A 26,555-nucleotide genomic window follows, 5' to 3' on the forward strand; every position below is an offset into this window, starting at 1 on the left:
GCGCTCAGCGCCGACGTGGCGTGGCGTGCCGGGTGGGTGTCGCCGTTCCCGGATCCTCCGGCCACGGGTGCCGGGGATAGCGCCCGCGCAGCTCGGAGCGGACCTGCGGATAGCCGGTACGCCAGAACGACGCCAGGTCGGCGGTGACCGCCACCGGCCGGCCGGCGGGGGAGAGCAGGTGCAGCAGCACCGGCACCCGACCATCGGCGATGCGGGGGGCCGCTGGCCAGCCGAACGTCTCCTGAAGCTTCACGGCGAGCACCGGCGCGGCCGGGTCGCCGTAGTCCAGCCGGATCCGAGAGCCACTCGGCACCTCGATCCGCTCCGGGGCCAGCTCGTCGAGGCGGGCGGCCTGCGCCCAGGGCAGCAGCCGACGCAGCGCCGACGACACGTCCACTCGCGCCAGGTCGGCCCGGCGTCGCGCCGCGGCCAGCTCCGGGCCCAGCCACGTCGGCGCGGTGTCGAGCAACGAGTCGTCGCCGACCTCCGGCCACGGCTCGCCCAGGTGGTGCCGCAGGAACGCGAGCCGCTCGCGCAGCGCCCGAGCCGCTGGCGTCCACTGCAACAGGCTCAGCCCGTCCTGGCGTAGTCCGGTCAGCAGCGCGGCGGCCACCTCCGCCCGGTCCGGCCGGTCCAGCCGCCGCTGGACCAGCTCGATCGCGCCCAGCCGGGTCACCTCCCGGGCCACCACGTCCCCGTCGGACCAGCCGACCTCGCGGCCGGTGCGCAGCAACGGACCGGCCGCCTCCCGGGCCGTCGCCTCGTCCACCGGGGAAGCCCGGCGGATGCGGGCCGACGGCGCGCCGGGGGTGCGGTCCGCGACCGCCACCGCCAGCCAGTCGGACCCGGCCAGCCCCGAGCCGGCCGCCAGCTCCGCGGCGGTCCCGCCGGTCATCAGGTACGCCGAACCGCCCGGCCGCCGCACCCGGGCCAACCGTTCCGGGTACGCCAGACCGACGAGCAGCCCGGCGGCGAGATCGTCGCTCAGCCCACCCGAGCCGGTGCGGCCGGTGGCGTCGGCGCGGCCCTTCGGCGGGGCGCCGGCAGGCAGCGCGGCCCGCAGCCGGCGTACCTCGGTGCGCCAGCGGGCGGTCGCGCCCGCGTCCACGCCGGTGCGCAGCCGACGCCAACCGGCGACCAGATCGTCACCGGGGCCGGCCGCGCTCTCCTCGGCGAGCAGTGCGACCACCTCGGCGGCCCGGTCGGCGCCGACCCGGCCGGCGCCGTCGAGCAGCGCCCGAGCCAGCCGTGGGTGCGCCCCGGCGGCGGCGATCGACCGCCCCCGTGCCGTGATCCGACCGTCGGCGTCGACAGCGCCAAGGGTCTGCAGGGTGTCCCGGGCCACTGTCATCGCGGCGGCCGGTGGCGCGTCGGGCAACGCGAGCCCGACGCCGTCCGGTCGGCCCCAGGCGGCCAGCTCCAACGCGAAGCCGGTCAGGTCGGCGGTGGCGATCTCCGGCTCGGCACGGGCGGGCAGCCGCTCGTGGGTGGCCGCCGACCAGCAGCGGTAGACGTACCCGGGGGCCTCCCGGCCGGCCCGGCCGGCCCGCTGGGTGGCGGCGGCGCGGGAGACCGGCACGGTGACCAGCGCGCCCAGCCCACGGGCCAGGTCGATCCGGGGCACCCGGGACAGCCCGGCGTCCACCACGATCCGCACACCCGGGACGGTCAGACTGGTCTCGGCCAGCGCGGTGGCCAGCACCACCCGCCGCCGGTCCGCGCGACGCAGCGCGGCGTCCTGCTCGGTGCCGCGTTGACGGCCGTGCAGCGGCAGCAGCGCGACCGCGTCCCGCAGGTCGGCCAGCCGGCCGGTGACCGCCGCGATCTCGCCGGCCCCGGGCAGGAAGACGAGCACGTCGCCGTCGTGCTCACGCAGCGCACGCCGGACGGTGGCGGCCACGTGGTCGAGCAGGGCCCGGTCCACCGGTCCGGCCCCGGGCGGGGCGATCGGGCGCGCCGGGGGCACCCAGATCCGCTGCACCGGGTGCAACGCCGAGTCGGCCCGTACCACCGGGGCCGGGGCCGGCCCGCCCAGCAGCGCGGCGAACCGGTCGGTGTCCGGGGTCGCCGACATCGCCAGCAGCCACAGGTCCGGCCGGAGGGTGGCGCGCGCCTCCACTGTGAAGGCCAGCGCGAGGTCGGCGTCGAGTTGGCGTTCGTGGCACTCGTCGAGCAGCACGGCACCCGTGCCGGGAAGCTCCGGGTCGTGGTGCAGCCGGCGGACCAGCAGGCCGGTGGTGACCACCTCGATCCGGGTGGCCGGGCCGACCCGGCGCTCGCCGCGTACCGCGTAGCCGACCCGTTCACCGACCCGCTCACCGAGCAGCTCGGCCATGCGCCGGGCAGCCGCACGGGCCGCCACCCGGCGGGGTTGGGCGATCACCACCCGACCGGTCACCCGGTCGGCCACCGCCAGCGGCGCGAGGGTGGTCTTGCCGGTGCCCGGCGGAGCCACCAGCACACCGGCGCCGGCCGCGTCGAGTGCCGCGACCAGCGCCGGCAGCACCGGACGGACCGGCAGGTCAACTGTTACGTCGGAGAGCACGGCCCAGTCTCGCACCGGGACGGGTGCGTCAGGAGCGACGGACCTCGCCGACGCCGAGCACGAAGGCCCGCCAGGCCGTCGCACCGAAGGCGAGCACCGGGCCGGAGCGGTCCTTGCTGTCCCGGACGGCGACCTGACCGTCGACTGTCGCGACCTCCACGCAGTTGCCGTTGCCGCTGCTGCGCGTGCTGGTGCGCCAGTCCGCTCGGGTCAGGTCGTACGCCGTCATCCGCGGTACCTCTCGTCTGCGTCGGCGTGCCGCAGAGGCGGTCACGCAAAGTTACGAGAAGCATGCTCAAGACGGGTCAACGACGCCGTCGGATCGAGCGCCATCCGGCACAGCTCCTCGTGCAGAAGGCTATACCCGAGCACATGATCGCCTTCCTCCAGAGCCAGCCCCATCGTGAGGTTATCCAGGTAAACCACTGACGCGTCGGCGGCATCGGCGAAGTTGAGGATCACGTACGGGGTGCTCATCGCGGGATGCCCGCCAGCGGTGAAGGGAAGTACCTGAATTGTCACGTTGGGTAGTTGAGCGATTCGGCTCATGTGGACGAGTTGCTCGGCCATCACCGCGGCCCCGCCGACCGGGCGCAGGAGCACCGCCTCGTTGAGGATCACCGACAGATCGACGGGGTCCTCGCGGCGCAGCACCTCCTGCCGGCGCAGCCGGGCGGCGACCTTGCGCTCCAGACCGTCCTCGCCGGCGGTGCGGCGGAAGATCTCCCGGGCGTACGCCTCGGTCTGCAGCAGTCCGGGCACCGACTCGGCCTCGTACGTGCGCAGCGCCGCCGCCTCCGCCTCCAGGCCGACGTAGAACTCGAACCACTCGGGGAGCACGTCGCTGTAGTTCTGCCACCAGCCGCGCTGCTGTGCCCCCCTGGCGATCTCGATGAGCGCCTCGGCATCCGAACCGGTCACCTGGTACAGCGCGAGAGCGGCCCGGACGTCGCGCGGTTTGATGCCGATCTGCGCGGTCTCGATCCGGGAGAGGTTGCTCTTGGACATGTCGAGCTGACGGGCTGCCACATCGAGGGTCATGCCCGCGCGTTCCCGAAGTTGGCGGAGTTCCCGGGCGATGCGGCGTCGCCGCACGGTCGGGCTGGCGGCGGGTCGGATGGCGGGAGTGGCGGTCACCGTCCGAGTCTGCCACGACAAGATCCGCAGGTCGCAGATGCACGGAGTGCAACTTTCAAATCTGGGAGTTGCGTTGCAGTAGCTGTCGGTGCATCCTTTCCCGGTCGCATCACTGTGGACACACCTGTGCGGGAGGACCGTTTGCTCATCGCCGACGAGTTCTTCCTGATCGCACACAACGACAGTCGTGGCAAGGCCAAACTGCACCCGGCGGCGACCGGGCTCGGGTTGGCCGGTGGGCTCCTCGGCGAGCTGCTCCTCTATGGACACATCATGGTCACGGCCGGGCAGATCACCGTCATCGACCGGCGTCCTCCGGCCGACGCCCTGGCACACACAGTGCTGGACCAGTTGGTCGGCGAGTCCCAGCACCGGGAGCTGCGCACCTGGTTGAGCTTCCTGGCGCAGAGCGCCACGGCCTCGGTGGGGGAGCGGTTGGCCCGCGCCGGGGTGCTGCGCCGCCAGGAGAGTCGCCGGCTGCTGCGTACCACGGTCAGCTACCTGCCGATCGACCTCAACGCGGTGGCCTGGCCGGCCACCCGGCTACGGGCCCTGCTGGACCGGCCGGACCCGCCGGGTGTGCCGGACGCCCTGCTGCTCGGCCTGGTAGTGGCCGCGGGGCTGACCCGCGAGGTGCTGTGGAGCGCCGGCCCCCGCGCGCACCACCGGTTGAACGTCCTCATCCCCGCGCTGCCGGCGCCACTCAAGGAACTCGTCGGGCACACCGAGGCCGCAGTCGGCGCCGCCGTGCTGCGCGGCATCCCCTGATCCCCTCCGGTAACCCCCAACCCTCCCCTCGACAATCGGAGTAGTCGTATGCCCCCGACATCGACAGTCGACCGACCCAGCAACGTCTCCGAAGCCCTGGCCCGAGGCCGCCTCGGCATCCCCTCGGTGATCTTCTTCGTCCTCTCCGCCGCCGCGCCGCTGACGGTGGTGGCCGGCGTCGTCACCACCGGCTACGGCGTCATCGGGGTGACCGGCATCCCCCTGGCGTTCCTGCTGATCGCCGCGGTGCTCGCGCTCTTCTCGGTGGGTTACGTGGCGATGTCCCGCCGGGTGGAGAACGCCGGCGCCTTCTACGCCTACGTCTCCCGCGGCCTCGGCCGACCGGCCGGCGTGGGCGCCGCCTGGGTCGCGCTGATCGCGTACAACGCGTTGCAGGTCGGGCTGTACGGCACCATCGGCGTGGCGGCCGAGCCGGTGCTCGACCGGCTCTTCGGCGGGCACCCGCACTGGAGCGTCGTGGCCCTGGTGGCGTGGGCGTTGGTCGGCCTGCTCGGCCTGCTCCGGGTCGACCTCAACGGCATGGTCCTGGCCGCGCTGCTGGTCGCCGAGATCGTGGTGGTCCTCGTCTTCGACCTGGGACAGCTCGGCAACCCGGCCGAGGGTGGGGTCAGCTTCGCCCCGTTCTCACCGGACAACCTCTTCGTGCCGGGTGTCGGCGCGGTGCTGGTGCTCGCCGTCCTCGGCTTCGTCGGCTTCGAGTCGGCGGTGGTCTTCAGCGAGGAGAGCAAGGACCCGAAGCGCACCGTGCCGCTGGCCACCTACCTCTCGGTGGCGATCATCGCCGGGCTGTACGCGTTGTCGTCCTGGACCATGACCGTCGCGGTCGGGCAGGACCAGATCGTCGCCGAGGCCGGCGAGCAGAGCGTCGGGCTCATCTTCAACCTGGCCGCCGCGCACCTCGGCGACACCGCAGTCACCATCGGGCAGGTGCTCTTCCTGACCTCGGTGCTCGCCGCGATGATCTCGTTCCACAACACCACGGCCCGCTACACCTTCGCGCTCGGTCGGGAACGGGTGCTGCCGGCGGTGTTCGGGCAGACCTCGGCTCGTACCGGAGCGCCGCGGGCCGCCTCGGTGGCGCAGAGCGTCCTCGGACTGCTGGTCATCCTGCTGTACGCGATCAACGGCTGGGATCCGGTGGTCCAGCTCTTCTTCTGGGTCGGCACCACCGGCGGCTTCGGTGTCCTGCTGCTGATCGCCACCACCTCGGTGGCGGTGATCGCCTACTTCGCCCGCTCCGCCGGGGGCGAGAACCTCTGGCGACGGGCCATCGCGCCCGGCCTGGCCACCATCGCGCTCTTCGTGATCATCTGGTTGGCCGTGTCGAACTTCGCCAACCTGCTCGGCGTCGCGCCGGACTCGACGCTGCGGTGGGCGCTGCCCGCCGCGTACCCGGTGGCGGCCCTGCTGGGCATCGGCTGGGCCCTGCTGCTGCGCAGCAACCGCCCGGACACGTACGCCCGGATCGGTCTGGGGGCGGCGAGCGCCACGGCCGCCGTCAAGCCGGACGCGCCGGCCGCCGTGGAGGTGACCCGATGAGCGTGGTCATCGAGCAACTCGGGCCGGAGGAGACCACCCTCGTGGCGGGTCGGATCGCCGAGGCGTTCACCGTCCTGGAGGTGACCTACTGGCTGGTGCCCGACCCGAGCAAGCGGGAGGCGGTACTGGCCGGCGACTTCGAGATCCTGGTCGGGCACGCGATGCGGCACGGCATCGTCCACGCCACAGCGGACCGGGCCTCGGTCGCGGTGTGGTTTCCGTCGGTCGGTGAGCCGGCGCCGCCGCCGGCGGACTACGACGCCCGACTGGCCGCCGCCTGCGGTGAGTGGACCGACCGGTTCCAGCACCTCGACGAGCTGTTCGCGGCGCACCACCCGCATCCGGATCACCACCACCTCGCGTTCCTGGCAACCCGGCCCGACCGGCAGGGGCAGGGGTTGGGAAGCGCGCTGATGCGCCACCATCACGCCTGGCTGGACGCCAACGGAATGCCGGCGTACCTGGAGGCGAGCAGCCCGCGCAGCCGGGACCTGTACGCGAAGCACGGCTACCTGGCCGGCGAGCCGTTCCGGGTGCCTGACGGCACGCCGTTCTGGCCGATGTGGCGCGAGCCCGTCGGGCACTGAGCCGGTCAGTCGACGCGAGCAGCACATCCTGTGGTCGCACTGTAACGCTCGCGTGACAGCACGGACAGAGGAAAGGGCCGGGTCCACGGACCCGGCCCTTTCCTCGTCTAACAGTCAGTACGTGCCGTCGAGCTGGCCGCGCAGCTTGGTCAGCGCCCGGGTCAGCAGCCGCGAGACGTGCATCTGCGAGACACCGATCTGGTCGGCGATCTGCGACTGGGTCAGGTTGCCGTAGAAGCGCAGCGTGAGGATCTTCTGCTCGCGCTCGTCGAGGGTGGCCAGCGCCGGGCCGAGGGCCACGCGCAGCTCAGCCAGCTCGAACTCGCTGTCCTCGCCGCCGAGCATGTCGCCCAGCTCGGTGGCGCGCTCGCCGTCGCCGGTCGGGGTGGACAGCGACACCGCGTTGTACGCGCGGGCGCCTTCCAGGCCCTCCAGCACCTCTTCCTCGGTGAGCTTGAGGTGCGCGGCGATGTCGGCGACCGTCGGCGAGCGGCCGAGGGTCTGCAGCAGCGAGCTGTTGGCGTCGGAGATGGCCAGCCGCAGCTCCTGGAGCCGGCGGGGCACCCGGATGTCCCAGGTGCGGTCCCGGAAGTGCCGCTTGAGCTCGCCGATGATGGTGGGGATCGCGTAACCGGCGAAGTCGACACCGCGCTCGGGGTCGAACTTGTCGATGGCCTTGATCAGGCCGATCGCGGCGGTCTGCGCCAGGTCGTCGTTCGGCTCGCCGCGCCCGCTGTAGCGGTGGGCCAGGTGGTTGGCGAGCGGCAGCCAGGCCTCGATCGCCCGGTCCCGCAGGGCGGCGCGCGACGGGTGGTTGGCGGGCAGCGCCGCCATCGCGTTGAGCAGGTCGGCGGCGCTGTCGGTGAGGGCGCGCGGGTCAAGCTTGGTGGTGGCCTTGACGGGGGCGCTCGGCTGCTCGGTGATCGTTGGCGCGGTCATGGGTGGTCCTCCCTGCACCTCGTCCGCTGACAAAAAAGACGTGACGCTTTGGTTTAGCTTCCAATAGGCCGTTCGGGAGTCACCTTAACCTGATCGTCTCCCAGAAATCTAGCCGAAAGGTTGATGTACTTAAGGTGTGTTGAGCAACAAAAAGGGCAAGTGGGGCGGAAGTTCGGGTGGTTGTGAGGATCCTTACCCGTTGTTCCCGCTGCGGGTCCGCTGCCCGGTCGGTCCGGCACGTCCGGCCGATCGGCCCACGGGTCGCGTCGACTGGTCAACATGAAATCCGACAAGTCGGCAGGAGTGTCGACTATCCGTCCTTGTCCCGCTGGTGGGACCGGCCGTAGCGTCGCGTGTACACACCCGGTTCGGAGGCACCGTGCTCGATCCAGCCGCTCCCCAGCTTGTCGTGAACAGCCGCACCCTCTACTTCAGCTGGCTGCCGGCGGATCCCGACGCGGTCGCCGCGCTCGTCCCCCCCGGGCTCTGCCCCCGCCCAGACCGGCAGGTCTTCCTCAACCAGTACATCGTCGACGACGAGACACAGACCTCCGGCTTCGGCGCGTACTCGCTGACCTACCTCGGCGTCTCGCTGCTGGGCGTCGATGCGCCGGGCGGCCTCAACCCCGGTGGCTGGTGGACCCACTACGTGGCCTCCACCCGGCTGGTCCGCGAGTACGCCCTCGCCCGCGGCGCCCCGGTGCTCGCCGGGCGCACCCGGATCGACGTGAACGGCGAGGACCTGCTCTCCGAGACGGAGATCGACGGCACGCCGTTGATCCGAGCCCGGTGTCGGGTGGGGGAGACCGGGCACGTGATCAGCAGTGGACACCACCGCTACTTCACCCGGCGCGACGGCCAGTTGCTCAGCTCGGCCTACCCGTTCGTCGCCGAGCCGGTCGCCCCGTTCGAGATCGAGTCGGTGGAGTTCCTCCAGCGCGGCCACCCGATGTACGCGCTGCGCCCGGCCAACCCGCTGACCATCGGCTTCGGCTACTACTCACCGCGCTCGTCGTTCGCCTACCCCGGCGGGTTGAACGTGCACGCGGTCGCCGCTCCTGAGCCGGCCCGACCGCTTCACCAGGTGCCGGCCAGCCTCGCCCGCAGCGGCCTGCCGTCCGGGTCGTAGACCAGCCGGTACATGGGCAGCGCCCAGGCCCTGGTGTACCACGGAAGCCGTTCGGGGCGGTGCGGGCGCAGCCGCCCCGGCGGCCGTTGCCCCACCTGGCCGTCGTCGTACCACCGCTGTAGCGCGTCGGCGGCGGCCGTGACGGCCGCGACGGCGTCCGCCGGGTCCAGCAGGTCGGCGTCGTCAGCGCCGTCCGGGTCGCGGTCCAGGTGCTCGCGCCACAGCCGCAGTCGCAGGTCCCGGGCGAAGCTGCGCGCGCCGTCGCCCCGTCCGGCGGGGTCGGCGGGCTCCCGCTGGTCCAGGGTCTCGTCGAGGACGGCGCAGGACAACTCGCTGTCGTGAGTCCAGGACCGCCGGTTGAAGTTGTCGCTGCCCACGCTGGCCCAGACGTCGTCGACGACACAGACCTTCGCGTGCACGTAGACCGGGTCGCCGGCGTGGTTCTCCACGTCGAACACATGCACCCGGTCCGGTGCGGCCCGCTCACACAGTGACAGCGCCTGCTCGCGCCCGACCATGTTCGGCGGCAGTGCCAGCTTGCCGTCCACGTCCGGGTGGCGGGGGACGACGGCGATCAGGTGCAGGTCCGGGTTGTCCCGCAGCGCGTGCGCGAACAGGTCCGCGACCTCGGCCGACCAGAGGTACTGGTCCTCCAGGTAGATCAGTTGGCGGGCTCGGCGCACCGCCTTCGTGTAACCCCGGGCCACTGTCCGCTCTCCGTCCGGTGCGAACGAGTAGCGCGGGCGGACGGCGGGGTAGGTGCGCAGCACCTGGATCTGGTGCGGACCGCAGGGCGGCGGATCGGCCGGCTGTTCGGGCAGCGGGTCGGGGCGCAGGTCCGAGCCGCGCAGCCGGTCCCGCAGGTAGGCCACCGGGTTCTCCGAGTCCAGCGGCATCGGGTCGGTCCAGCGTTCCCGGAACACTGTGTCCAACGCGCCGACCACCGGACCGCGCACCGCGAGCTGCACGTCGTGCCAGGGCGGGTTGGGTCCGTACCGGGGGGACATCTGCACCGGTTGCGGGTCACCGTGGTGCGCGGCGTCGTCGCGGCGGCTGTGGCACAGGTCGATCCCGCCGGCGAAGGCGACGTCCCGCTCGGGCGCGCCCAGGTGTCGCAGCACCACGAGCTTCTGATGGTGCGAGCCGCCGCGCCGGACGCGTTGGTCAAGCAGCACCTCGCCACCGGCGGCCGAGATCGTCTCGCTGAGGTCGCGGTTCTCCGCCTCGCTGTACGCCAGGACGTCGAGGTGCGAGCGCCAGATCAACCCCTTCACCACCACACCGCGCTGCGCGGCCTGGGCGAAGAGTTGGGCAACTGTCGGACCGTCCGGGCGCAGTCGCTGGTCCGGGTCACCCCGCCAGTCGGTGAAGAACAGGTGGTCGCCGGGGCCCAGGGCCTCGACCTCGTCGACCAGCCGGTCGAAGTATGCGGCACCGTGAATCAACGGCTCGGCGAGGTTTCCCGTGGTCCATACGGGTATGCCAGAGACCGGGTTGGCGCGTTCCTCAGCGGTGAGAAACCAGTCCTGCAACGGCACCGTCCAGCCCCCCTGGAGGTCGGCAACGTCCTCACGGTAGGACCCCCGACGCGGGTCCGCACGCCAGGCCCCCTGACCGGTGACCTGGCCAACGCAGACGGAAGCGACGCGACAACAGCCGAGGAGGCCACACAATGCCCCGCGACACGACGAATCCCGTGACCGAGAACCGCGAGCCGGCGGTGGAGAGCGAACGGGGTGCGCTGGTAGCGGTGTTGGTGATGGTGATTCTGGGCGTCGCCGGGATTTTTGCGGTCTCCTGAGGCGGCGCCGACGCCACCGGGGGTGAACCGGAGGCGTCGGCGCCGAACTCAGCTGCCGACAGTGGTCAGGGCCGGGCGCCCTGGCCGCCGGTGTGCGGGAGCCGCTCGGTGGGGATCACGCCGAGACGGCCGGCCTGGAAGTCCTCGAACGCCTTGAGCAGCTCGTCCCGGGTGTTCATCACGAACGGGCCGTACTGCGCCACCGGCTCCCTGATCGGCTGACCACCCATGATGTAGAGGTCCAGTGCCGGGGTGTTGCTGTCCTGCACGGTGTCGGCGCTGAACCGCAGCGCGTCACCCGGGCCGTGCACCGCGAGCTGGCCGGTACGCACCGGCCGCCGGTCGGCGCCGACCGTGCCGCGACCGCCCAGCACGTACACCAGGGCGTTGAAGTCGGGCCGCCAGGGCAGGTCGACCTGCGCGCCCGGTTGCACAGTGACGTGCGTGATGGTGATCGGGGTGAAGGTCGAACCCGGGCCGCGGTGCCCGGCGACCTCGCCGGCGATGACCCGGATCAGCGCGCCGCCGTCGGGCGTGGTGAGCAGCGCCGACTCCCGGCCCCGGATGTCCTGGTAGCGGGGCGGGTTCATCTTGGCCGAGCGGGGCAGGTTGACCCACAGCTGGGTGCCGTGGAAGAGCCCGCCGCTCATCACCAGGTGCTCCGGCGGCGCCTCGATGTGCAGCAGGCCGCTGCCCGCCGTCATCCACTGGGTGTCACCGTCGGTGATGGTGCCGCCCCCGCCGTTGGAGTCCTGGTGGTCGAAGACGCCGTCGATGATGTAGGTGACGGTCTCGAAGCCGCGGTGCGGGTGCCAGGGAGTGCCCTTGGGCTCGCCCGGCGCGTAGTCCACCTCGCCCATCTGGTCGAGGTGGATGAACGGGTCCAGGTCGGTGGTCGACACCCCGGCGAAGGCGCGACGGACCGGGAAGCCCTCACCCTCGAAGCCGCTGGGCGCCGTGGTCACCGTGCGGACCGGGCGGATCGTGGTGGTCTCGTCGAGCTGGGGCAGGCGGGGCAGGACGAGAACGTTGTCGACGGTGATCGCGGGCATGTCGAGGCTCCTAGCGTGAGGCGGGGGTGGTCGAGCTGGCCCGCGATGCCCGCAGGCGCTCGCCGAGCCGGTCGAAGACCCGGGTGAGGCAGGCGACCTCGGCATCGTCGAGGTCGTCCATGAGATGGGTACGCACCGACGCCAGATGGTGGGGTGCGGCTTCCCGCAGGGCGAGCAGCCCGGCGGCGGTGAGCACCGCCTCGCTGCCGCGCCGGTCGTCCGGGCAGGGCTCCTTGCTGACCAGGCCACGACGTTGCATGGAGGAGACCTGGTAGGTGAGGCGGCTGGGCGAGAAGATCAACCGGCTGGCCAGCTCGCCCATCCGTAGTCGCTGCCCGGGTGCCTCGGAGAGCAGGACCAGCACGTGGTAGTCGGGGAAGCTGAGGTCGCTGTCGACCCGCAGATCCTCTTCCAACTGGGTGTAGAGACGCTGGCTGGCCTCGATGTAGGCGCGCCAGGCGGCCTCTCGGGTGCTGTCCAGGCTCTCGGTCATGCCCACGACGGTAGCACTACTTCAAAATTTAAGTAACAGTGTTGCGCGTTGCCTGGGTCACTTCTACACGCCCTCGCCAATGAGATCGTGCAGCTTTGAAGGAAGCCGGCGTTAATCCGGCGGCGCGCAGGCCGCAGGTTGTGTCAGACTCCGGCCTCGTGGAACACGTGGAACTCTCCGCCGCCGACCTGCTGCTGCGCCCCTGGCGGGATGAGGACGCCCCGGCGGTGCGCGACGCCCTCCGGGACCCGGCGATCGCCCAGTGGAACCCGCAGGGTGGCGACCCGATCGACGACGAGGTCGCGCTGCTCTGGGTGCGTCGCCGGGCCGACTGGTCCACGGGTGGTCATGCCTCGATGGCGGTCACGGCGGCGGCCGACGGCGAACTGCTCGGCTCGGTGTCGCTGCACCGCATCCACGACGGCGACGCGTCCATCGGCTACTGGACGGTTCCCGCGGCGCGGGGGCGTCGGGTGGCGGTCCGCGCCGTCGTCCGGCTCACCGAGTGGGCGTTCGCGGATCTCGGACTGCACCGGGTGGAGTTGTGTCACGCGGTGGCCAACCCGGCGTCCTGCCGGGTCGCCGACCGCGCCGGCTACCCGGCCGAGGGCACGCTGCGCGAGTCGTACCGGTACGGCGACGGCCGCCGCTACGACGAGCACCTGCACGCCCGCCTGGCCACCGACCGCTAGCCGGAGGTGGACCGGGGCCCGCACACGCTCGGGCCCCGGCCGCACGGGTTGTCGCGAACCGTCACTCGGTGACCTTGCGGAGGAACGTCGCGAGGGCGGTCCTGACGCGGTCGATCCGCTCCGGCAGGGGCAGCGGCTCGGGCGCGGGGGGCCCCGCGTGCTTCTTTCCCCGCAGGTACAGCGAGCAGGCCAGGTCGGAGCACAGGTACGTGCCCACGGAGTCGCCCTGCCGTCCGCTCGGACCGGCCTTGGGGGCGGTCATCAACGTGACGCCACCGCCGAGGTGGGTGGTCAGGCAGAACGAGCACATGCTGTGCCGCACGCGCCCCGTCTGGTGGGTAGCGGCCCGCAGCACCACTCCGGCCGGCTTGCCGTCGGTCTCGGCGACCAGGTAGGCCCGCTGCGGCGCGGAGGGATCCCGCCAGCCGAGAAAGTCGAGGTCGTCCCACTGGCGCATTTCAAGATCGTTTGGAACGGTCAGCCGTTTCGCCTCGCCCCGGCTGCAATTGACGAAGGAGGCGCGGATGACGGATTCGGTCAGGGCCAACATAGGTAGTAGACTAACCACCCTAGGCAAACCATTAACAAAGATAGGTTTGGAGTGTGGTGGATGGCACGCGCAGGGGTGACCGTCGAGCGCCTGACGCTGGCCGCGGCAGAGCTGGCCGACGAGGTGGGCGTGGAGAACGTCACTGTTGCCGCGCTCGCCCGCCAGTTCGGGGTGAAGGACGCCAGCCTGTACTTCCACCTGAAGAACGCACACGAACTGCGGGTCCGGATCGCCCTGCTGGCGCTGGCGGAGCTGGCCGACCGGGTCGCCGCCGCGCTCGCCGGTCGGGCCGGCAAGGACGCCCTGGTGGCGTTCGCCAACGCGTACCGCGACTACGCGCGAGAGCACCCGGGCCGCTACGCGGCAATGCAGATCGACCTCGACCCGGAGACCGCCGCCGCGAGCGCGGGCGTCCGGCACGCCGAGATGACCCGGGCGATTCTGCGCGGCTACCGGCTCTCCGAGCCCGACCAGACCGACGCGGTGCGGATGATGCACAGCACCTTCCACGGGTTCGTGAGCCTGGAGAAGACCGGCGGCTTCCGGCACACCCCCCGTCCCACCGACGACTCCTGGACGCGCACCCTGGACGCCCTCGACGCCGTCCTCACCAACTGGCCGTCGCGCTGAGCTGCCGCAGCGCCACGGCATAGGCTCGGTGGCGTGGATGATCTGGACTTGGCCGACTGGCGAGAGCGGGTGGCCCGGCTGTACCTGTCCGACGTCGACCTGGCCGGCTTCCGCGCCGGCCGCGACGAACTCTTCGCCACCCACCCGCAGAGCCCGATCCCGGTGGCGGAGCGGCCCCACTTCGCCGGGGTGCGCTACTTCCCGCCCAATCCCGAGGCCGTGGTCGAGGCGCCCCTGCGCCCGGCGAGCGGTGAGCTGCGCATCGACACCGGCGGCCCGGACGGGGTGGTCGCGTACCGGCGGGTCGCGGTGGCCGAGACGCCGTGGGGGCCGCTGACCCTGTGGTGGATCGAGGCGTACGGGGGCGGGCTGTTCGTTCCGCTGCGCGACGGCACCTGCGGGCCGGAGAGCTACGGCGGAGGTCGGTACCTCACCGACACGGTGAAGGGCACCTTCGGCCGGGGCGTCGAGCTCCTGCCCGGCGACCGGGTCCGGCTGGACGCCAACTACCTCTACAACCCGAGCTGTGCCTACGATGACCGCTGGGCCTGCCCGCTGGCACCACCGGAGAACCGGGTCGACGTGCCGCTGCGGGCCGGCGAGCTGGCGTACCACCACTGAACGGCCGCCCGCCCCGGGCGCTGCCGGGACGGGCGGTGGGTCGTCGCTCAGCGGGCGTTCGACGCCGAGCTGGACATCTGCATCCGACCGAGCAGCTGTCGCGCCTGGTCGGCGAGTTGCGCGTCGACGGTCACCGCGTACTGGCCGGCACGCAGCGAGCTGGCCGAGGTGAAGTCACGCTGCCCGCCCGTCATGGCGTGCGCGACGGCGCCGAACACGGCACCCCAGATCGCACCGATGACCAGCCCGACCAGGATCACCGCCAGCCAGTTGCCGACGGTGAAGATGCCGAACAACAGGCCGATGAAAAGCCCGAACCAGGCGCCGGTGCCGGCGCCGAGCAGGCCCGCTCGACCGGTGGTCATTCGCCCGAGCACCGTCTCCACCAGGGTGAGGTTGGTGCCGACGATGGCGCTGTGCTCCACCGGGAAGCGGTTGTCGGCCAGGTAGTCGACGACCCGCTGCGCGGTCGGATAGTCCGGGTACGAGCCGATCGTCACTGTCGGCGGGCCGGCCTCCGGCCCGTGGCCGTCCCCGGCCGGTGTCGACAGGCGACCGGCCGGCCCGGATGGAAGCAGGTCGCCACCCTGTGTGCCGGACCGCCAGGCGGCGGTCGGCCCCGAAGCTGACGTCATGAGCATCCTCCCTCGTCAGCTCGCCGGGTTCCCGTCCAGGCCGGCCGGTAACGCGGTCTGGACCGTCGGGCGGGAGGGGAATGGGCGCGGACTGCCCGGGTAGGCACTCAGGTGGAGAGCGGACAGATCAGCGACTACGGTTTCCTCGCCGACGGCCGCAGCGCGGCGCTGGTGGACGCCACGGGCTCGGTGAACTGGTGGTGCCCTGGCCGGTTCGACGCCCCGTCGGTCTTCGGGCGGCTGCTCGACGACGGCGCCGGGCACTGGTCGATCCAGCCCGAGGGCGACTACCGCGTCGACCGCTGCTACGTCGAGGACACCCTGGTGCTGCGGACGGTCTTCCGCACCGCCCAGGGAGAGGTCGCGCTGACCGACGCGCTCGCCTTCGAGCCCGGCTCGCGCGGTCACGACATCGGCCTGCACTCCCCGCAGGTGCTGGTCCGTTCGGTGGAGGGGCTGTCCGGTTCGGTGCCGATGCGGGTGCACTACCGGCCGCGCTTCGAGTACGGCCGCACCATCGCGTACCTGATCGAGCGGGAGGACATGCTGGAGGCCATCGCGGGAGCCGCCCGACTCACCCTGCGTGGCAGCGAGCGGTTGACCGCCGGGGACGGCGAGGCCACCGGGACGTTCACCGCCCGCGCCGGCACGAAACACAACTTCACCCTCGGGTACGCCCCGACCTACGACGCCCCGCTGCCCGAGGTGCCGGACGCCGACCAGACCATCGCCGACACCGTCGCCGGCTGGCGTTCCTGGACGGCTGAGCACCCGTACGACGGGCTCTACGCCGAGGAGGTACGGCGCAGCCGGCTGGTGGTGCAGGGCATGACGTACCGGCCCAGTGGAGCGGTGGTGGCCTCGGTGACCACCTCGCTGCCGGAGAAACTCGGCGGGGACCGCAACTACGACTACCGCTACGTCTGGGTGCGCGACTTCAGCCTGACCCTGCGGGCGCTGTGGCGGACGGCGTGCCTGGACGAGGTGCAGCGACAGTTCGCCTGGTTGGGTCGGGCGATGGGCCGCGTCGACAACCGGCCGGTGCCCATCATGTACGGGGTGCTGGGGGAGCGGGACCTCACCGAACACCGTCTGGAACAGCTCGGCGGCTACCGCGACAGCCCGCCCGTGGTGATCGGCAACGACGCGTGGCAGCAGCGGCAGACCGACATCTTCGGCGAGGCGATGGACGCCGCCTGGTTGATGCGCGACAAGCTGGAGCCGCTGGGCTCTGAGGTGCAGCACGTGCTCCGGGTGCTCGCCGACCAGGCCGAGCGGGACTGGGCGTTGCCGGACGCGGGCATGTGGGAGGAACGCGGCACCCAGCATCACCACGTGTCCTCCAAGGTGCAGTGCTGGGTCGCCCTGGATCGGGCGGTGCGCTTCGGCGACAAGCTCGGCGAGCCGCAGGACGTGGCCCGCTGGGCGGCCGCCCGTGACGCGGTGCGCGCGGAGGTGATGGAGCGGGGCTGGAACGAGCGGCTGCGGTCGTACACCGGGAGTTTCGAATCCGACGACCTGGACGCGTCGGTGTTGGTGATGCCGCTGGTCGGCTTCGTGCGGGCCGACGACCCGCGGATGCTCTCGACGATCCGGGCGGTGGAGCAGCGGCTCTCCCACGACGGCCTGCTGCGGCGTTGGGACGGCGACCCGGCGGGGTTTCTCATCTGCTCGTTCTGGTTGGTGTGCTGCCTGGCGCTGGCCGGGGAGCGGGACCGGGCGCACGAGTTGTTCCGGGGGTTGGCGCAGCGGGTCAACGACCTCGGCCTGTTCGCCGAGCAGATCGACCCGCTGACCGGGGAACAGCTGGGCAATTTCCCCCAGGCGTTCTCCCACATCGGCCTGATCAACGCCGCGGGTGTGCTGACCGACGTCGAGCGGGACCCGACGCTGCGTCAGTGCGGAATGCCCCCGGCGTACTTCTCCCCGGTGCGCCAGTGAGCCGGACTTTCGTGGAGATCGTGACAACTTTCTGCCTGGTGATGCGAAGTTCTATCGCTTTCCAGTGAAAGACGTTAATGTCCGGGGCACCCTGCGGTGCTCCTCCAGTCGGCGGGAGCGGCACCGAGATCCCCCGGACAGCTGGAGGTCTCGTGTCCCGCACACCGCGCCGACGTCTCGTCAGCGCCACCACACTGCTCACCGCCCTGATCGCCCTCTGCCTCGTCCCGCAGGCAGTCGTTCTACCGGCCGCCGCGTCCCCGGCCCAGGCCGTTGCCCTCGCCCCGCCCCCCACCAGCGGTTTCGAGAAGGTCACCCTCGACGGCGGCCTCTCCATGGGCGAACCGATCGAACTGGCCGTCGCGCCCGACGGCAAGGTCTTCTACATCAACCGGGGCACCAGCAGCGCCGGTGGCCAGGTGCGCCTCTACAACCCGGCGACCAGGTCCACCACTGTGGCCCTGACAGTGGCGCTGGACGCCCGCTTCGAGGACGGCCTGATCGGCATCACACTGCACCCGAGCTTCGCGAGCAACCACTGGGTCTACCTCTTCTACTCGCCGAAGGTCACCCCACTCGTCAACCGGATCAGTCGGTTCACCTTCAACCCGTCCACGCTGCAGCTCGACCCGGGCAGCGAGGACCCGCTGATCGAGTGGCCCACCGAACGTGATCTCTGCTGCCACTCGGCCGGCTCGATGAGCTGGGACACCGCCGGCAACCTGTACTTCGCCGTGGGCGACAACACCAACTCCGGCGGCGACTCCGCCGGGATGGCCCCGATCGACGAGCGGACGAACCGCAACGCCCAGTACGACGCCCAGCGCACCTCCGGCAACACCAACGACCTGCGCGGAAAGATCAACCGGATCCACCCGGAGAACGACGGCAGCTACACCGTCCCCGCCGGCAACCTCTTCGCCGCCGGCACCGCCCGAACGCGCCCGGAGATCTACGTGATGGGCGTGCGCAACCCGTACCGGATCTGGGTGGACCGCAAGGCCAACAACACCCTCTACTGGGGTGAGGTCGGCCCCGATGCCGGCACCGACCTCGCCAACCGTGGCCCGGCGGCCTACGACGAGTTCAACCGGGCCAACGGGCCCGGCAACTACGGATGGCCGTACTGCGGTGGCCCCAACGTCGCCTACAACGACTGGGACTTCGCCACCGCCACACCGCGTGGCTGGTTCCCCTGCGGCGGCTCGACCGGCCCGGTCAACAACTCACCGCGCAACACCGGCGTCCAGCAGCTTCCGCCGACGAAACCGGCACTGGTCTGGGAGCAGCACGGCGGCAGTGAGGACTGGCCGGCGCTGGACAACCCGGGTGGGTGCGGGTCGCCCAACCACGTCGAGGTCTACCACTACGACCCGAACCTCGTCTCGGACGTGAAGTGGCCGGCGTACTACGACAACAAGTGGCTGATCTCCGAGTACTGCCGCAACTGGATCAAGGAGGTCCAGTTCGACAACGGCAACCCGTCGACCGGGGCGCCGACAGTCATCGAGCCGGTGCTCGCCGGCCTGAAACTCGTCCACCCGATCGACTGGCAGTTCGGCCCGGACGGTTCGCTCTACCTGCTGGAGTACGGCAGCGGCTACTTCTCCGGCGCGGTCGACGCCGGTCTCTACAAAATCAACTATGTCCAGGGTGGCCGGTCGCCGGAAGCCAAGGCCACCATCAACCGGGACAACGGCCTGGCCCCGCTCTCGGTGACCTTCTCCAGCGCCGGCAGCTCGGACCCGGACGGCGACCCGCTGACGTACGCGTGGGACTTCACCAACAACGGCAGCACCGACTCGACAGCCGCGAACCCGTCCTTCACGTACTCCGCCAACGGCAGCTACAGCGCCCGGCTCACAGTCAACGACGGCACCGGCCGCAGCGCCACCACACTGGTGGCGGTGGTGGTCGGCAACAACCGTCCGACGGTCACATTGACCGGCCTGCCCGCCGGCGGGCTCTTCGACTGGGGACAGGACCTGACGGTCGGCGCCACGGCCAGTGACCCGCAGGATGGCACGCCGGCCTGCTCGACGGTGGTCGTCCGGGCCGCGCTGGGCCACCAGGAGCACGCCCACGAGGAGGGGGAGGGGACCGGCTGCGGCGCGACCTTCAACACCGGGCCGGTGCACGCCGGCCCCGACTCGGTGCTGTTCTTCGTCCTGCGGGGCAGCTACACCGATCGCGGCGCGACCGGCACGGCCGCACTCACCGGTGAGCAGGAGATCAGCCTCTACCCGAAACAGTGGCAGGCCGAGCACTTCGTCCAGCTCAACGGCCCCAAGGTGATCGACCAGGCGGCGGCCGAGGGTGGCAAGCGGCTGGGTGACGTCCAGAACGGCGAGAGCGTCCGGCACCACGCGGTGAGCCTCAAGGGAATCACCGGCGTCCGGGCCCGGGTCTCCTCCGGCGGCCCCGGCGGCACCATCTCCTTCCGGTACGACTCACCGACCGGCACCGAGGTCGCCCGGATCGCGGTGCCGAACACCGGCGGCTGGGACAACTACACCGAGCTGAGCACCACCGTGACCAAGCCCGACGACGGCACCCACGACCTGTACCTGGTCGTCACCGGCGGCAGCGGGGCGTTGCTGGACGTGGACAGCTACACCTTCACCGGCCCGGGTGTCGGCACCGGCGGGGCGCGCACCGGTGAGGTCAAGGCCCTCGGCAAGTGCGCGGACATCGCCTCCAGCCAGACCGCGAACGGCACCAGGGTGCAGACCTGGACCTGCAACGGCACCGCCGCCCAGCGCTGGACCCTGCCCGGCGACGGTACGGTGCGAGGGCTCGCCAAGTGCCTGGACGTGAAGGCGAGCGGCACCACCGACGGCACCCTCGTGCAGCTCTACGACTGCAACGGCAGCGGGGCCCAGCAGTGGGCCGCCCAGTCGGACGGCAGCCTGCGCAACCCGCAGTCCGGGCGTTGCCTGGACATCCCCAACTCGGACCTCACCGACGGTCGGCAACTGCGGATCTGGACCTGCAACGGCACCGGGGCGCAACGCTGGACCCTGCCGTGACCGCCCCCTGACCCGTACCCCGGGGTGTTGGTGACGCCCCGGGCGCGCGGAGCCCGGCCGTCCACCCACGTCCCCCGGGTGGGCGGCCGGGTCTCGGGGGACAATGACGGGTATGCGGCTGGTGCTCACGGCGGACACCCACGTACCGAAGCGGGCCCGGGACCTACCCGGGCCCCTCTGGGCGGCCATCGAGGCGGCCGACGTGGTGGTGCACGCCGGCGACTGGGTGAACGAGGACCTGCTCGACGCCATGACCGCGCGATCGCGCCGACTGGTCGGTGTGTACGGCAACAACGACGGCCCGGCGCTGCGCGCCCGACTGCCCGAGGTGGCCCGGGTCGAGCTGGACGGCCTGCGGGTCGCTGTGGTGCACGAGACCGGGCCCCGGACCGGCCGGGAGAAGCGGTGCGCGGCCCGCTTTCCCGACGTCGACCTGCTGGTGTTCGGGCATTCGCACATCCCCTGGGACACCGAGGCGCCCGGTGGGCTGCGCCTGCTCAACCCCGGCTCACCCACCGACCGCCGCTCCCAACCCCACGCCACCTACCTCACCGCCGAGGTGCACGCCGGAGCCCTCACCGAGGTCCACCTGCATCGCCTGCCCCGCCCCTGACCCCCCGCCCCTGCCCCCCGCCCCGCCCTCACCCGCGATCTTGCACTTGCTGTCGACGATTTGCGCCCTGTGTGGCCTTTGTCGCGACAGAAAGTGCAAGATCGCGTGGAGGGGGTCGGGGTTACTGGCCTCGGCCCGTTTCGGCTTGCAGTTCGTCGATGCGCTTGGACGCCTCGGCCTTGGTCAGGTCGTCCGGGAGGTCGGCGTGGGCCTCCCGGGCCAGCGTGCTCAGGTAGGACTCCTGCGCGGCGGTCGGCGGCTCGTCCCCGGTGACCCGCTCGTCCGGGTCCTTGATCGCGGCATTCTGGTCGGCCTGCTCGGTGCGGCGGTCCGTCATCATCATCACCCTTTCTTTCGAACAGGTGTGCCAGTACCCCGATCGTCGGGGGTTCATGCCCCAACGCCGCCACCTACGATCATCTGATGACCGAGGACCTGTCGAGCGTGGTGGTGGTCGGTGCGGGCATCGCCGGGGTGGCCTGTGCTGTCGAGTTGACGCGTGCCGGCGTGCCGGTGCAGGTCCGGGAGCGGGGGCACGTCCGCGGTGGCCGCATGGCCAGCAAACGCTTCCAGGGCCGGCCCGCGGACATCGGCGCCGCCTACTTCACCGCCACCGACCCGGACTTCGCCGCACTGGTCGAGCAGTGGCGCGCCGCCGGGCTGGTCCGCGAATGGACCGACACCTTCCAGGCGTACGACCGGAGCGGGAACCACGAGGTGCGTGGGCCGATGCGCTTCGCCGCCCCCGGTGGGCTGCGCTCGCTTGTCGAGCACCTGGCCGGCGGGGTGCCGGTGACAGTCGACCGGCTGGTGCTCACAGTGGAACCCGGCCCGGTCGTCGACGGGCAGCCGTGTGCGGCGGTCGCCCTGGCCATGCCGGGCCCGCAGGCCGCCCTCCTGCTCGACCCGGCCCTCACCGACGCCACCCGGGTCGTACAGGCGCAACGCTGGTCGCCGTCGCTGGCCGCGGTGCTGCGCTTCCCGACCCGGCGCTGGCCGGACTTCCGAGGCGCGTTCGTCAATGAGCATCCGGTCCTCAACCTCGTCTGCGACGACGGTGACCGGCGCGGTGACGGCGCGCCGGTGCTTGTCGCGCACACGGTGCCGGAATTCGCGGCCGGGCACCTGGCCCAACCCACCGGGGCCGGCCCGGCGATCGAGCAGGCCGTCCGGGACCTGCTCGGGCTGCCCGAGCAGGCCGTCGACGTGCACGTGCACCGCTGGACGTACGCGAAGCCGACCAGCGACGCCGGCGGCGCCACCCACCACCTCGACGCCGACGGGATCGGCCTGGCCGGCGACGCGTTCGGCAAGCCCCGGGTGCAGAGCGCCTGGCGCTCCGGCCGCGACCTCGGCCGTGCCCTGGCCGCCCGCCTGGCCTGAGACACCCGTTCAGACGTGCCGGCTGGCCTGAGCCGCCCGCTCAGGCGTGCCCGGCTGCCGCGACGGGCCGGGCGTCGGCGTCCCGCTCGGCCGGGTCGGAGGTCCGCTCTCCCTCCCGGTCCAGCAGCTGCATGACCGGGGTCGCCGTGACGCCGTGCACCACGACGGAGACGAGCACCACCAGCCCGACGGTCGCCCAGAGCAGCTCGGCCTGCGGGAAGTCGGCCTTGGTGGTGGCGTACGCGAGGTAGTAGAACGAGCCGACGCCGCGGATGCCGAACAACGAGATGACCCAGTGCTCGGCCGGTCGTCCGGGTGCGCCGCGCAACGACAACCAGCCGATCAGCGGTCGCACCAGGAACACCAGCGCCAGCCCGACGGCGGCCGCCGGCCAGGTCAGCGGACCCAGCAGGCCACCCACTATCGCGCCGCCGAGCAGCAGCAACAGCACCAGGGTGAGCAGCCGTTCGACCTGCTCGGCGAAGTCGTGCAGCACCGAGTGGAACTCGTGGGTCCGCTCGGCGGCCCGAATGGCCCGGGCGGCCACGAACACCGCCAGGAAGCCGTACCCGCCGACCACCTCCACCAGCCCGTACGCCAGGAACGTGGCGGCCAGCGCCAGGAAGCCCTCGGCGTGCCGGGCCAACCGCAGCTCACTGGGAGCGCGGAAGAACAGCTTGCCGAGCAGCCAGCCGATGAGCAGGCCACCGCCGACGCCGACGCTGATCTTCCAGAGCACGTCCACTGTGAACCACTCGGCCAACCAGTCGCTCGGGGCGAGGCTGGTCGAGGCGATGGCGATGGCCGCGTAGACGAACGGGAACGCCAGCCCGTCGTTCAGGCCGGCCTCGGAGGTCAAGGCGAAGCGGACCTCGTCCTCGGAATCCTCCACGTCGGTCGGCTCGCCGACCTGCACGTCGGCGGCGAGCACCGGGTCGGTGGGCGCCAGCGCGGCGCCCAACAACAGCGCGGCGGCCGGCACCAGCCCCGCCCACCACCAGCCGAGCACCGCCACCGCCGCGATGCACAGGGGCATCGCGATCGCCAGCAGCCGCCAGGTGGACGACCACCGCCGCCAACTCAACGGCCGGTCGATTTTCAGCCCGGCGCCCATCAGCGCGACGATCACCCCGATCTCGGTGAGGTGGGTGGTCAGCTCCGGGTGGGCCAGGGGGTCCGGTGACGGCAACCCGACGGGCAGCAGGAACACCAGCATGCCGAGGGCGAGGAAGGCGATGGGCATGGACAGCGGGCGTCGCTCCAGCACCCGCGGCAGGATGCCCGCGAGCAGAGCGCCCAGGCCCACCAGCGCGAACGCCACATCTACCGGCTCCACGGCACCACCCTTCCGCCCGCACCCGCGAGGCGCGGGCAGGTGGTGACAGTCAGTGCCCCGCAAGGGCTCCGGCTATGCGCGTCCGCTCCGGTGGACCCGAGTGATCCTCACCGCGGCCGGGTGAGCGGCGAGTCCGCCAACTCGTGCAACAGCGCGGCCGGGTCGTCGTACACCGCAACGGCACCCGCGCCGGCGAGCTCGCCGCGGCTGGTACCACCACAGGTCAGGCCCACACACGGAATGCTCAGTTTCCCGGCTGCGGCGACGTCCCACACCGAGTCGCCGACGAAGACCACCCGCTCGGCGGCCAACCCGGACTGATCCAACGCGGCGACCAGGATGTCCGGAGCCGGCTTACTCTGCTGGGCGTCCGCGGAGGAGGTGACAGTGTCGATCACGTCATCGGCGGCGAGCGCCCGGCGAAGCGCGCCCACCTCGGGTTCCGAGGCGGAGGTGGCCAGCACGACCCGCAACCCCCGCTCGGCGCAGGCCCGCAGCAGGTCGGCCGCCCGGGGTAGCGGCGTGAGCCGTTCCCAGTACTCGGCGTAGAGGGTGTCGTGCGCGTCGCGCAGCTTCGAGTCGGCGTCGCGGTCCCGCTCCGGGCCGAGGAGATGGTCCAGGAGTTTGTCCGATCCCATCCCGATCGAACGGTGCACCACCGCCATCGGCACCGGCTGGTCGGTCTGGCGTAACGCCTCCCACCAGCTCACCGTGTGCAGGTAGGTGGTGTCGACCAGGGTGCCGTCGACATCGAAGAGGACCCCGGCGGGCCGTTCGGTAGCCATTGGCGTCCTCCTACCCTCGGGCGGCTCACTGATGCGCGGCCGGCGGCGTGAGGATCTCGAACCAGACCGTGGAGCCCCGGACCGACGGGTCGGTGCCCCAGGCGTCGCTGAGCTCCTCGATCAGGCCGAGGCCGCGACCGCGACTGCTCAACGTGTCGGTACGGGCCCGGGTCACGGTGCCCCGGGTGCCGGAATCCGCCACCGAGACGAGCAGCCGTTCGGCGCTGAGGTCGATCTCCACCCGGGCGGCCGTGCCGGCGTGCAGCAACGCGTTGGTGGTCAGCTCGCTGGTGCAGAGCACCGCCGCCCCGATCACCGACTCGGGCACCTGCCAGTCGGTGAGCTGGCCGGTCAGCCAGTGCCGGACCCGGCTGGGCGCGGTCGGCTCGGCGGGCACCTCCATGCTCGCCGATCGACTCGGTTTGAGCGCGTGCTCGACCGCCAGCACCGCCACGTCGTCCTCCGTACCGCCCGGGACCGCCGCGGTGGCCACCGCGCAGAGCGCCCGGGGGTCGCCGCTGCCGGCCTTGGCGATGGCGTCACTCAGCGTGGCCAGCCCGGCGCTGAGGCTCTGCCGGCGACGCTCCACCACCCCGTCGCTGAACAGCAGCACCGTGTCACCGGGGCGGAACGGGACGGTAGTGGTGCCCGGACGGCCGCCCAACCCCAGCGGCGGCCCGGCCGGGACGTCGACGTACTCGGCGTGGAACCGACCATCCGGGTCGCCGCGGCGGATCAACGGCGCGGGGTGACCGGCGCTGGACAGGGTCAGCTCCCGCCGCTCGGCGTCGATCACCCCGAACGCCACAGTGACGAACAGCTCGTGGGTGCCGGCCTCCGCGCCGAGGCTGGTCACCAGCCGGTCAAGACCGGCCAGGACCGCGTCGGGCATCGGATCGGCCAGGGCCAGGGCGCGCAGCGCGGCCCGGACCTGTCCCATCCGCGCGGCGGCCTGCACGTCGTGCCCGGCGACGTCGCCCAGCACCACGCCGAGCGAGCCGTTGGGCAGCAGGAACGCGTCGTAGAAGTCACCGCCGGCCGCGTTGCCGTCCACGCCCGGGTCGTAGCGGGCCGCGATCCGCAACCGGGGCAGGTCCGGCAGGTGCTCCGGCAACATGCTGCGCTGCAACAGTTGGGCGGTGCCGTGCTGGGTCTCGAACCGGCGGGCCCGTTCGGCGGCCTGGCCGATCAGCTCGGCCGAGGCGGCCAGCAGCGCCCGCTCGGCGGGGGACCAGGTGTGCGGAACCTGGTAGCCGACCGCCAGCCCACCGCGAACCACCGAGGTGCCCAGCGGCAGGGCCGCCATCGCGCGGACCTTCTGGTCGTGGCGGTCCACGGCGGTGTCCCGCAGCGGCTGCCCGTCGCGGGTGAAGGACGGGGCGCCGGAGCGGGCAGCCTGCACCACCGGGGCCGACCAGTCCGTCGGCGCACGCCGCCAGAGCGGGGGAAGCCGCTCGTCGGCCTCGTCCAACAACTCGCCACGGACCCGACGCACCATGCGCCAGCCGCCGCCGCCCTCGTCGACAGCGAACGAGGCCTGGTCGGGGTCGAACGTGGTGATCGCGTACCGCAGCGCCACCCGGGCCACGTCGTCGAGGGTGAGGGTGCCGGCGAGCGCCGCGGCCACCTGGCTGAGGCTCTGCAACTGCTCAGTGACGTGGGTGGTCTCGGCCGCGACCGTCAACACGCCGACGATCTGCCCGGCGCTGTCGCGCACCGGTGAGTAGCCCCTGGTGAAGACCGCCTGCTCCACCGTCGCGGAGTGCCCACGGACCAGCGGCAGGGTGGACTCCTTCTCCAGGAAGGGCTCGCCCTGCCGGTAGCAACGCTCGATCACCGCACCGACGCCGGGCAGCGCCCAGATCTCCGCGAAGACCTCGGCGGCCGGACGGCCGAGGGCGCTGGGATGCTTGGTGCCCAGCAGCTCGGCGTAGCCGGCGTTGTAGAGCAGGACGAGATCGTCGCCGTAGGCCAGGGCCATCGGCATCGGCGAGGCGAGGACCAGCTCCACCACGGCCCGCAGGGCCACGTCCCAGTCGTCGGCCGGGCCCAGCGGGGTGTTGGCCCAGTCGTGGGCGAGCACGCCGACGGCCGGGCCGGACCCGGTGGGTGCGCCCGGGCCCGGGGTTGCTGGCGTGGGGACCCGCCCGACCGTTCCTGGCATGTTCGCAGCCTAGTCGGACGACCGGAAAAGGCATCCGACCACGGCGGCGGGCCGTCGCCGAGTCCGTCGCGGTGGCCGTTCGGGCAGTTCAAGGCCCCTGTCCTGAGGTCTGTCGGGAAAAACGCCGCGCGCTGCGCGGAGTGCCGGACCGGTTGCCGGGTATGC

General features: G+C 72.0%; 25 protein-coding genes. 12 read left to right on the forward strand and 13 right to left on the reverse strand.

Annotated features, from left to right (window positions below; genetic code table 11):
- Positions 1–4 precede the first annotated feature (4 nt).
- Genes hrpB through AB0B98_RS06600 form a run of 3 tightly spaced genes read right to left on the reverse strand, consistent with a single transcriptional unit; the run spans position 5 to position 3,640 of the window.
- Positions 5–2,545 (reverse strand): ATP-dependent helicase HrpB, encoded by a 2,541-nt coding sequence (gene hrpB, locus AB0B98_RS06590; protein WP_357361297.1) that lies wholly within the window; start codon positions 2,543–2,545, stop codon positions 5–7.
- A gap of 28 nt (positions 2,546–2,573) precedes the next feature.
- Positions 2,574–2,774, reverse strand: a complete 201-nt coding sequence (locus AB0B98_RS06595; protein WP_112678514.1) for a DUF397 domain-containing protein — start codon at positions 2,772–2,774, stop codon at positions 2,574–2,576.
- A 41-nt stretch (positions 2,775–2,815) separates the two neighbouring features.
- A complete protein-coding gene (locus tag AB0B98_RS06600; RefSeq protein WP_357361402.1) occupies positions 2,816–3,640 on the reverse strand; it encodes a helix-turn-helix transcriptional regulator in 825 nt (274 codons plus the stop codon).
- 168 nt (positions 3,641–3,808) lie between these two features.
- Between AB0B98_RS06600 and AB0B98_RS06605 the strand changes: the two genes are divergently transcribed.
- From AB0B98_RS06605 to AB0B98_RS06615, 3 genes are read left to right on the forward strand one after another with little or no spacing between them, the layout of a single operon-like run.
- Positions 3,809–4,450, forward strand: a complete 642-nt coding sequence (locus AB0B98_RS06605; RefSeq protein ID WP_357361298.1) for a GPP34 family phosphoprotein — start codon at positions 3,809–3,811, stop codon at positions 4,448–4,450.
- Positions 4,451–4,498: 48 nt separating this feature from the next.
- The gene (locus tag AB0B98_RS06610) at positions 4,499–6,010 is read left to right on the forward strand and encodes an APC family permease (RefSeq protein ID WP_238669899.1); all 1,512 of its coding nucleotides are present in this window, start codon (positions 4,499–4,501) and stop codon (positions 6,008–6,010) included.
- A complete protein-coding gene (locus tag AB0B98_RS06615) occupies positions 6,007–6,597 on the forward strand; it encodes a GNAT family N-acetyltransferase (RefSeq protein ID WP_238669900.1) in 591 nt (196 codons plus the stop codon). The genes AB0B98_RS06610 and AB0B98_RS06615 overlap by 4 nt, the downstream gene beginning before the upstream one ends.
- A 114-nt stretch (positions 6,598–6,711) precedes the next feature.
- Here AB0B98_RS06615 and AB0B98_RS06620 read toward each other — a convergent pair whose 3' ends face one another.
- Entirely contained in the window at positions 6,712–7,536 is an 825-nt protein-coding gene (locus AB0B98_RS06620; protein WP_238669901.1) for a SigB/SigF/SigG family RNA polymerase sigma factor, read from the reverse strand.
- A 379-nt stretch (positions 7,537–7,915) separates the two neighbouring features.
- Between AB0B98_RS06620 and AB0B98_RS06625 the strand changes: the two genes are divergently transcribed.
- Positions 7,916–8,665, forward strand: a complete 750-nt coding sequence (locus AB0B98_RS06625; RefSeq protein ID WP_357361299.1) for a hypothetical protein — start codon at positions 7,916–7,918, stop codon at positions 8,663–8,665.
- On the opposite strand, the gene AB0B98_RS06630 is transcribed toward AB0B98_RS06625, so the two are convergent.
- Complete coding sequence (locus AB0B98_RS06630; protein WP_357361300.1) at positions 8,614–10,203, reverse strand: phospholipase D-like domain-containing protein; 1,590 nt, start codon at positions 10,201–10,203, stop codon at positions 8,614–8,616. The two genes, AB0B98_RS06625 and AB0B98_RS06630, sit on opposite strands and share 52 nt — an antisense overlap.
- Positions 10,204–10,337: 134 nt before the next feature.
- On the opposite strand from AB0B98_RS06630, the gene AB0B98_RS06635 reads away from it, so the two are divergent.
- The gene (locus AB0B98_RS06635) at positions 10,338–10,466 is read left to right on the forward strand and encodes a hypothetical protein (protein ID WP_256441970.1); all 129 of its coding nucleotides are present in this window, start codon (positions 10,338–10,340) and stop codon (positions 10,464–10,466) included.
- Positions 10,467–10,531: 65 nt separating this feature from the next.
- Here AB0B98_RS06635 and AB0B98_RS06640 read toward each other — a convergent pair whose 3' ends face one another.
- Both AB0B98_RS06640 and AB0B98_RS06645 read right to left on the reverse strand, forming a co-directional pair.
- Positions 10,532–11,518 (reverse strand): pirin family protein, encoded by a 987-nt coding sequence (locus AB0B98_RS06640; RefSeq protein ID WP_238669904.1) that lies wholly within the window; start codon positions 11,516–11,518, stop codon positions 10,532–10,534.
- A 10-nt stretch (positions 11,519–11,528) separates the two neighbouring features.
- Positions 11,529–12,011, reverse strand: a complete 483-nt coding sequence (locus AB0B98_RS06645) for a MarR family transcriptional regulator (RefSeq protein WP_238669905.1) — start codon at positions 12,009–12,011, stop codon at positions 11,529–11,531.
- A 158-nt stretch (positions 12,012–12,169) separates the two neighbouring features.
- On the opposite strand from AB0B98_RS06645, the gene AB0B98_RS06650 reads away from it, so the two are divergent.
- Entirely contained in the window at positions 12,170–12,703 is a 534-nt protein-coding gene (locus AB0B98_RS06650; protein ID WP_238669906.1) for a GNAT family protein, read from the forward strand.
- A 61-nt stretch (positions 12,704–12,764) separates the two neighbouring features.
- Here AB0B98_RS06650 and AB0B98_RS06655 read toward each other — a convergent pair whose 3' ends face one another.
- On the reverse strand, positions 12,765–13,253 hold the full coding sequence (locus tag AB0B98_RS06655; protein ID WP_357361301.1) for an FBP domain-containing protein: 489 nt from the start codon (positions 13,251–13,253) through the stop codon (positions 12,765–12,767).
- A 60-nt stretch (positions 13,254–13,313) separates the two neighbouring features.
- Here AB0B98_RS06655 and AB0B98_RS06660 point away from each other — a divergent pair, with 60 nt between their 5' ends.
- Both AB0B98_RS06660 and AB0B98_RS06665 read left to right on the forward strand, forming a co-directional pair.
- On the forward strand, positions 13,314–13,883 hold the full coding sequence (locus AB0B98_RS06660) for a WHG domain-containing protein (RefSeq protein WP_357361302.1): 570 nt from the start codon (positions 13,314–13,316) through the stop codon (positions 13,881–13,883).
- Between the two features lie 33 nt (positions 13,884–13,916).
- Positions 13,917–14,504, forward strand: a complete 588-nt coding sequence (locus tag AB0B98_RS06665; protein WP_357361303.1) for a DUF1684 domain-containing protein — start codon at positions 13,917–13,919, stop codon at positions 14,502–14,504.
- A gap of 47 nt (positions 14,505–14,551) precedes the next feature.
- Here the strand turns inward: AB0B98_RS06665 and AB0B98_RS06670 are convergent, their stop codons facing one another.
- The gene (locus AB0B98_RS06670; RefSeq protein WP_357361304.1) at positions 14,552–15,139 is read right to left on the reverse strand and encodes a general stress protein; all 588 of its coding nucleotides are present in this window, start codon (positions 15,137–15,139) and stop codon (positions 14,552–14,554) included.
- 111 nt (positions 15,140–15,250) lie between these two features.
- On the opposite strand from AB0B98_RS06670, the gene AB0B98_RS06675 reads away from it, so the two are divergent.
- The 3 genes from AB0B98_RS06675 (at position 15,251) to AB0B98_RS06685 (ending at position 20,722) form a co-directional block, all read left to right on the forward strand.
- Complete coding sequence (locus AB0B98_RS06675) at positions 15,251–17,080, forward strand: glycoside hydrolase family 15 protein (protein ID WP_357361305.1); 1,830 nt, start codon at positions 15,251–15,253, stop codon at positions 17,078–17,080.
- Between the two features lie 152 nt (positions 17,081–17,232).
- Entirely contained in the window at positions 17,233–20,109 is a 2,877-nt protein-coding gene (locus AB0B98_RS06680; protein ID WP_357361306.1) for a ricin-type beta-trefoil lectin domain protein, read from the forward strand.
- 112 nt (positions 20,110–20,221) lie between these two features.
- Positions 20,222–20,722: a metallophosphoesterase gene (locus AB0B98_RS06685; protein ID WP_357361307.1), complete on the forward strand. Its 501-nt coding sequence runs from the start codon at positions 20,222–20,224 to the stop codon at positions 20,720–20,722.
- 121 nt (positions 20,723–20,843) lie between these two features.
- Here the strand turns inward: AB0B98_RS06685 and AB0B98_RS06690 are convergent, their stop codons facing one another.
- Positions 20,844–21,062 (reverse strand): DUF3072 domain-containing protein, encoded by a 219-nt coding sequence (locus AB0B98_RS06690; protein WP_357361403.1) that lies wholly within the window; start codon positions 21,060–21,062, stop codon positions 20,844–20,846.
- Positions 21,063–21,166: 104 nt separating this feature from the next.
- On the opposite strand from AB0B98_RS06690, the gene AB0B98_RS06695 reads away from it, so the two are divergent.
- Positions 21,167–22,105 (forward strand): FAD-dependent oxidoreductase, encoded by a 939-nt coding sequence (locus AB0B98_RS06695; RefSeq protein ID WP_357361404.1) that lies wholly within the window; start codon positions 21,167–21,169, stop codon positions 22,103–22,105.
- A gap of 40 nt (positions 22,106–22,145) precedes the next feature.
- Here the strand turns inward: AB0B98_RS06695 and AB0B98_RS06700 are convergent, their stop codons facing one another.
- The 3 genes from AB0B98_RS06700 to AB0B98_RS06710 all read right to left on the reverse strand — a co-directional run bounded on the left by AB0B98_RS06700 (position 22,146) and on the right by AB0B98_RS06710 (position 26,390).
- Positions 22,146–23,441, reverse strand: a complete 1,296-nt coding sequence (locus tag AB0B98_RS06700) for a cation:proton antiporter (RefSeq protein ID WP_357361308.1) — start codon at positions 23,439–23,441, stop codon at positions 22,146–22,148.
- A 107-nt stretch (positions 23,442–23,548) separates the two neighbouring features.
- On the reverse strand, positions 23,549–24,226 hold the full coding sequence (locus AB0B98_RS06705; protein WP_357361309.1) for an HAD family hydrolase: 678 nt from the start codon (positions 24,224–24,226) through the stop codon (positions 23,549–23,551).
- Positions 24,227–24,251: 25 nt separating this feature from the next.
- On the reverse strand, positions 24,252–26,390 hold the full coding sequence (locus AB0B98_RS06710; RefSeq protein ID WP_357361310.1) for a SpoIIE family protein phosphatase: 2,139 nt from the start codon (positions 26,388–26,390) through the stop codon (positions 24,252–24,254).
- Positions 26,391–26,555: the final 165 nt, after the last annotated feature.

Origin of the sequence: Micromonospora sp. NPDC048947 (assembly GCF_040649495.1) — a bacterium.
Taxonomy (GTDB): domain Bacteria; phylum Actinomycetota; class Actinomycetes; order Mycobacteriales; family Micromonosporaceae; genus Micromonospora; species Micromonospora alfalfae.

Excerpts from the sequence above, each read along its gene's own strand:
- AB0B98_RS06635 (WP_256441970.1), top strand. The coding sequence starts at position 10,338 with ATGCCCCGCGACACGACGAATCCCGTGACCGAGAACCGCGAGCCGGCG.
- AB0B98_RS06660 (WP_357361302.1), top strand. The coding sequence starts at position 13,314 with ATGGCACGCGCAGGGGTGACCGTCGAGCGCCTGACGCTGGCCGCGGCA.
- AB0B98_RS06645 (WP_238669905.1), bottom strand. The coding sequence starts at position 12,011 with ATGACCGAGAGCCTGGACAGCACCCGAGAGGCCGCCTGGCGCGCCTAC.
- AB0B98_RS06655 (WP_357361301.1), bottom strand. The coding sequence starts at position 13,253 with ATGTTGGCCCTGACCGAATCCGTCATCCGCGCCTCCTTCGTCAATTGC.
- AB0B98_RS06690 (WP_357361403.1), bottom strand. The coding sequence starts at position 21,062 with ATGATGACGGACCGCCGCACCGAGCAGGCCGACCAGAATGCCGCGATC.
- AB0B98_RS06615 (WP_238669900.1), top strand. The coding sequence starts at position 6,007 with ATGAGCGTGGTCATCGAGCAACTCGGGCCGGAGGAGACCACCCTCGTG.
- AB0B98_RS06670 (WP_357361304.1), bottom strand. The coding sequence starts at position 15,139 with ATGACGTCAGCTTCGGGGCCGACCGCCGCCTGGCGGTCCGGCACACAG.
- AB0B98_RS06610 (WP_238669899.1), top strand. The coding sequence starts at position 4,499 with ATGCCCCCGACATCGACAGTCGACCGACCCAGCAACGTCTCCGAAGCC.
- AB0B98_RS06620 (WP_238669901.1), bottom strand. The coding sequence starts at position 7,536 with ATGACCGCGCCAACGATCACCGAGCAGCCGAGCGCCCCCGTCAAGGCC.
- AB0B98_RS06685 (WP_357361307.1), top strand. The coding sequence starts at position 20,222 with ATGCGGCTGGTGCTCACGGCGGACACCCACGTACCGAAGCGGGCCCGG.
- AB0B98_RS06595 (WP_112678514.1), bottom strand. The coding sequence starts at position 2,774 with ATGACGGCGTACGACCTGACCCGAGCGGACTGGCGCACCAGCACGCGC.
- AB0B98_RS06710 (WP_357361310.1), bottom strand. The coding sequence starts at position 26,390 with ATGCCAGGAACGGTCGGGCGGGTCCCCACGCCAGCAACCCCGGGCCCG.
- AB0B98_RS06640 (WP_238669904.1), bottom strand. The coding sequence starts at position 11,518 with ATGCCCGCGATCACCGTCGACAACGTTCTCGTCCTGCCCCGCCTGCCC.
- AB0B98_RS06705 (WP_357361309.1), bottom strand. The coding sequence starts at position 24,226 with ATGGCTACCGAACGGCCCGCCGGGGTCCTCTTCGATGTCGACGGCACC.